At 65.7% G+C, this 4,475-nt stretch carries 7 protein-coding genes; all 7 read right to left on the bottom strand.

Features of this window, described 5'->3' with window-relative positions:
- Positions 1–408 (bottom strand): hypothetical protein (locus B8115_RS23745; RefSeq protein ID WP_193365781.1); only part of this gene is annotated, 408 nt, incomplete at its 3' end.
- A gap of 164 nt (positions 409–572) precedes the next feature.
- Positions 573–1,022: a YcgN family cysteine cluster protein gene (locus tag B8115_RS11235; RefSeq protein ID WP_010627893.1), complete on the bottom strand. Its 450-nt coding sequence runs from the start codon at positions 1,020–1,022 to the stop codon at positions 573–575.
- 1 nt (position 1,023) lies between these two features.
- Positions 1,024–1,335: a YcgL domain-containing protein gene (locus B8115_RS11230; RefSeq protein WP_010627892.1), complete on the bottom strand. Its 312-nt coding sequence runs from the start codon at positions 1,333–1,335 to the stop codon at positions 1,024–1,026.
- Positions 1,332–2,462, bottom strand: coding sequence for a ribonuclease D (rnd, locus tag B8115_RS11225; protein WP_010627891.1), 1,131 nt, complete (start codon positions 2,460–2,462; stop codon positions 1,332–1,334). The genes B8115_RS11230 and rnd overlap by 4 nt, the downstream gene beginning before the upstream one ends.
- A 33-nt stretch (positions 2,463–2,495) precedes the next feature.
- The gene (gene recR, locus B8115_RS11220) at positions 2,496–3,101 is read right to left on the bottom strand and encodes a recombination mediator RecR (RefSeq protein WP_010627890.1); all 606 of its coding nucleotides are present in this window, start codon (positions 3,099–3,101) and stop codon (positions 2,496–2,498) included.
- Positions 3,102–3,160: 59 nt separating this feature from the next.
- Positions 3,161–3,487: a YbaB/EbfC family nucleoid-associated protein gene (locus tag B8115_RS11215; RefSeq protein ID WP_010627889.1), complete on the bottom strand. Its 327-nt coding sequence runs from the start codon at positions 3,485–3,487 to the stop codon at positions 3,161–3,163.
- A gap of 35 nt (positions 3,488–3,522) precedes the next feature.
- Positions 3,523–4,475: DNA polymerase III subunit gamma/tau C-terminal domain-containing protein (locus tag B8115_RS11210; protein ID WP_274517419.1), on the bottom strand; the 953-nt coding region annotated here is incomplete at its 5' end.

Below are 4,475 nucleotides of genomic sequence, written 5' to 3'. Positions count from 1 at the left end.
GCCGTTACCACCGCCGTCGCCGTTGCCACCGCCTCCGTTGCCGTTACCACCGCCACCGTTGCCACCGCCTCCATTGCCGTCGCCACCGCCGCTATTGCCACCCCCGCCACCGCCGCCACTGCTGGGCGGCGAGGAGCCGCCGGTGCGCACCAGGCCACCGTCACCTCCCCCTCTGGAGCCATCCAGGCCCATCGCTCCCAGGCCGGCGCCGGTTGGCGGCAGCCATTCCAGCAATTCGTCGAGTTCTTCGTCGCTCAGCACGGCGCCGTCGTTGAACAGCGCATTCCAACGTGCCGTCATTTCCTCATCGCTGAGCGGTTCGGTCCAGGGCTGCGACTGGGCCATGGCGCTCGTTGTCAGCATGACGCCAAACGTCACTCCTGCCGTCGTCATCCATCTCCGTTTCATGATCCCCTCCCATCGGCTTGCTCAGCTCTCGTGGCATTTGCAATGCCCCCTGAAAGCAACACAATGTTACAAGCTGCAACACTCAGCATTATGGGGAATGGGAGAAATGGCCATCAGCAGCCAGGCTGAAATTGGATACCAAAGACCTTCAGACCTTGAGGGGATCAGCCGTCAATCGGCAGTATGGCAATGATGTGGTCTTCCAGTTCGTCGTCTGGCACGTCACGCTGGGAGATGGCAAAGCTGCGCACGCTGATGCCTTTGCGATGCACGCGCTCGGGGTCGCCGGAGATCAGTGGATGCCAGCCCGCCAGCCGGCGGCCTTCCGCGATACGGCGGTAGGCGCAGGACTTCGGCAACCAGCGGAATTCTTCGATACGCTGGGGCGTGAGCCGGGCACAGTCGGGTACCCGGGCCTGGCGGTTGGGGTAGTCGCTACAGCGGCAGCTGTGGATGTCGAGCAGTTCGCAGGCCACGCCAAGCACGGCGAGGTCGCCGCTGTCCTCGTCCTGGAACTTGACCAGGCAGCACTGGCCGCAGCCGTCGCACAGTGCTTCCCACTCCTCGGCGGTGAGCTCCTCGAGGTCGAAGCGCTCCCAGAACAGTTCACGCATGTCAGTAACGCGACTCTGTGGGGGTGCGATACAGGTCCAGCAGATACTCCTCCTTGGCTGGCGGCATCTGCAGGTAGAACCCCTTTTCGCGGATCGCTGCCATCACGTCCTCCACCTTGGCGCGGGCCAGCGGTTTTTCCGGCGACAGGATCATGGTCATGATGGATACCGGCTTGCCGAAGCGCTCGAGCAGTACCGCGGGCACCTCGGCCAGCCCCTGCCGCTTGTCGACATAGAGGTACATCTCCTCCTTGCGCGGACTCTTGAAGATCTCGCACAGCAGCTTGTTGCCTTGCAGACGGTCGTCGTTCATTCGGCCTTCACCTCATTCAAAGCTTGTTCCAGGGGTGTCGCGAGGCAGTCGCCGCGCCAGCCCTCAGGCAAAGGTAGCGGTTCCGCCGCCAGATCGGCGGCAATCAGCGCTTCCAGCTCGCGCCGGCGCATCAGCACCTCCGGCGCCAGCCCCAACCGTTCGGCATGCTCGTTCACCACCCGCTTGAGCGCCTTCATGCGCCGCTTGTAGTCCGCCCCCAGCGGCGAAGGCTGCGCCGCCGGCAGAGTGTCCGCCTCGCACTGTTTCGCCTGCTTCACCATGGCCAGCAGGGTGTCGCCGTCGCGCTTGATCAGGCTCGGCTTGATCTCTTCGACTTCGGCGAGCTGATAACGATTCTCCGGCATGCGTTCGGCGATGGCGTACAACACCCGGTCGTTGACCAGCCAGCCCCGCGGCAGGTTGCGTCGCCGGGCCTCGCCCTCGCGCCAGGTGGTCATCAGCCGGTAGGCTTCGACCTGACGAGGCGTGAGCCGCCACAGCTGGCGATGACGACGATACCACTGCCCATCCGCCTCATCGCTGCGCAGGGCCTGGGCCATCAGCTCACGGCAGTCGGCTTCCAGCCAGTCACGACGCACCAGCCGTTCCAGCGCTTCGTGCTGACGCTCCCAGACCTTGAGCAGGTAGACCACGTCGAGTGCCGCATAAAGCCGCTGGGATTCACTCAGCGGACGCTGCAGCCAGTCGGAGCGGGTCTCGTCCTTGGGCAACGTCTCCCCGGTCCAGTGATGCACCATGCGCTGATAGCCCATGGCGGGGTCCTCCCCAAGCAGCGCCTGGGCAACCTGGGTATCCACCAGCGGAGCCACCGACACCCCAGCCCAATGCGCCAATACTTCCAGGTCCTCGCTGCTGGCGTGCAGCAGCTTCAGCGGCCCCTCGCCCAACAGGCGGCGAAAGGCATCGGTACAGTGCACCACGACAGGGTCAACGAGCCAGGCCGGTCCACCGCTGGAAAACTGGATCAGAGCGGGAACCGGGTGAAAGGTCTTCTCGCGAAAGAATTCGGTATCCAGCGCGATCACCTCGGCGCCAGCCACCTCGGCACAGGCGGCATCCAGCGCCTCGGGGGTGTCGATCCAGCGGATCTCGGGGGTCAGGGTCATGCGGTCATCCGGCAACAGGAAAAGACAGCGGCTTCAATCGCCGCGAAACGGCAGGCGGCCATTGAAGGCACGACTGAGGGTACCGCCATCGACGTACTCGAGCTCCCCCCCCATGGGCACGCCATAGGCCAGGCGCGACAGGGTCACCCCATGGGGCGACAGTTGGGCAGCGATGTAGTGAGCCGTGGCCTCACCCTCCACGGTGGGGTTGGTGGCCAGGATCACCTCGCTGATACCGCCCTCGGCGATACGCGCTTCGAGCTGGTCGAGGCCCAGGTCCTCGGGGCCGATGCCATCCAACGGCGAAAGGTGACCGTGGAGCACGAAGTAGCGGCCACGGTAACCGCCCGCTTCCTCGATGGCGAGCTGGTCGGCCGGCGACTCTACCACGCACAGCAGCGCGTCGTCGCGCCGGCTGCTGGTACACAGCCCGCAGATCTCCTCTTCGGTGAGGGTGCGGCAGCGCCGACAGTAGCCGACCTGTTCGATGGCCTGCTCGAGCACGCCGGCCAGGCGGCGACCGCCGTCGCGGTCTCGCTCGAGCAGATGCATCGCCATGCGCTGCGCGGTCTTGGGCCCCACGCCCGGCAGCACACGCAGCGACTCCATCAGTCTCTCGACGAGGGGGGAAAAGCTCATTCGATACCTCTAGAGGATGGTTGACGCCGCATGGCCGAGCGAAGCCGGTTTCAATAGAGTCAGAAAGGCATCTTGAAGCCGGGCGGCAGGTTCAGCCCCGCCGTGGCCTCTTCCATCTTCGCCCGCGAGCTGGCCTCGACCTTGCGTACCGCGTCGTTGACTGCCGCGGCCAGCAGATCCTCGAGCAGCTCCTTGTCCTCTTCCATGACGCTGGGGTCGATATCGACCTTGCTCACGTCGTGGCGACCGTTCATGGTCACCTTGACCATGCCGGCGCCGGCTTCACCGGTCACCTCGGCCTTGGCGATCTCTTCCTGGACACGCTGCATCTTCTGCTGCATCTCCTGGGCCTGCTTCATCAGGTTGCCCATTCCACCTTTCATCATGGTCGTTCCTCTCGCTTGGCAAAGTGAACTTGTCTTCAGGCCCTGGGTGCCGCTTCGGCCGGCTTGACGCTGGACTCGATCAGGCGTGCCCCGAAGGTTTCCTGCAGCTGCCTGACGTGTGGGTCACGATGCAGGGCAGCCACCGCCTCGGCGTGACGCTCGGCGGCAATCCGGTCGGCACGCAGGCGGGGCGTCTCGATGTCGGTCGGCAAGGACCCCGGCACGATCGCGAGTTGGCGTACGATGCCGATGCCGGCCAGCGCCTCCTGCACACGACGCACGTGGATCTCTGCGTTCATGGCCTCCTGGGACGGGTCGAGGCGCAGCGTCAACCGCCTACCGTCATCGGCTTCGACCACACAGTGGGCCGCAAGGTTGCGCGTCAATCCACCGAGGCCCAGAGCATCGAAACCATCCAGCCAGCGATCATGACTTAGCAGTTCGCCATCTGCCGCTTGCTCTACCGCAGGGCGCGGCTCGTGGGCATTGGCGGGCGCGACCTCGACGACCGGCTCGGGTTCGTCGAGCAGCGCCAGGTCGCTCTCTTCTGTTCGTGCCGCTACTGTCTGTGCCGCTTCTATCTGTGCTGCTGCCCTGCCTGCGTACTCCTCCGCCGGCTGGACGGCGGCAGTGCGCGGCTCGAAGGCAGGTTCAGGCGCGGACGGGTGAGCAAGCTCCGGTTCGGGTGCAGGCTCCGGTTCAGGTTCAGGTTCAGGTTCAGGCTCGGGTACAGGCTCCGGCGAAAGCCGGGACTCGGGAGCCCGCTCAGGCTCAGGTTCGGGCCTTGGCGCGACAGTCGCTTCCGCGGCGAACTCGGGCTCGGCCGTCGCCTGGGCGGTGGAACCAAGCGATGGCTCCGGCGTCGCCTCCTCCCAGGGTGGGGGTGGCTCCGGTGGGCGTACGACCTCGGCAGCAGGCGACGGTGCACTCACCGCCGGGGCCGGCCCGGATGCCGACTCCGGTTCGGGATGCCGCGGGCTCGCGATAT

It is taken from the genome of Halomonas sp. KM-1, from assembly GCF_000246875.1.
Lineage (GTDB): Bacteria > Pseudomonadota > Gammaproteobacteria > Pseudomonadales > Halomonadaceae > Halomonas > Halomonas aerodenitrificans.
Note: the sequence above shows the minus strand (reverse complement) of the source record. Positions and strands in the feature narration are given on the sequence as shown.

Excerpts from the sequence above, each read along its gene's own strand:
- recR (WP_010627890.1), bottom strand. The coding sequence starts at position 3,101 with ATGAGCTTTTCCCCCCTCGTCGAGAGACTGATGGAGTCGCTGCGTGTG.
- B8115_RS11215 (WP_010627889.1), bottom strand. The coding sequence starts at position 3,487 with ATGATGAAAGGTGGAATGGGCAACCTGATGAAGCAGGCCCAGGAGATG.
- B8115_RS11235 (WP_010627893.1), bottom strand. The coding sequence starts at position 1,022 with ATGCGTGAACTGTTCTGGGAGCGCTTCGACCTCGAGGAGCTCACCGCC.
- rnd (WP_010627891.1), bottom strand. The coding sequence starts at position 2,462 with ATGACCCTGACCCCCGAGATCCGCTGGATCGACACCCCCGAGGCGCTG.
- B8115_RS11230 (WP_010627892.1), bottom strand. The coding sequence starts at position 1,335 with ATGAACGACGACCGTCTGCAAGGCAACAAGCTGCTGTGCGAGATCTTC.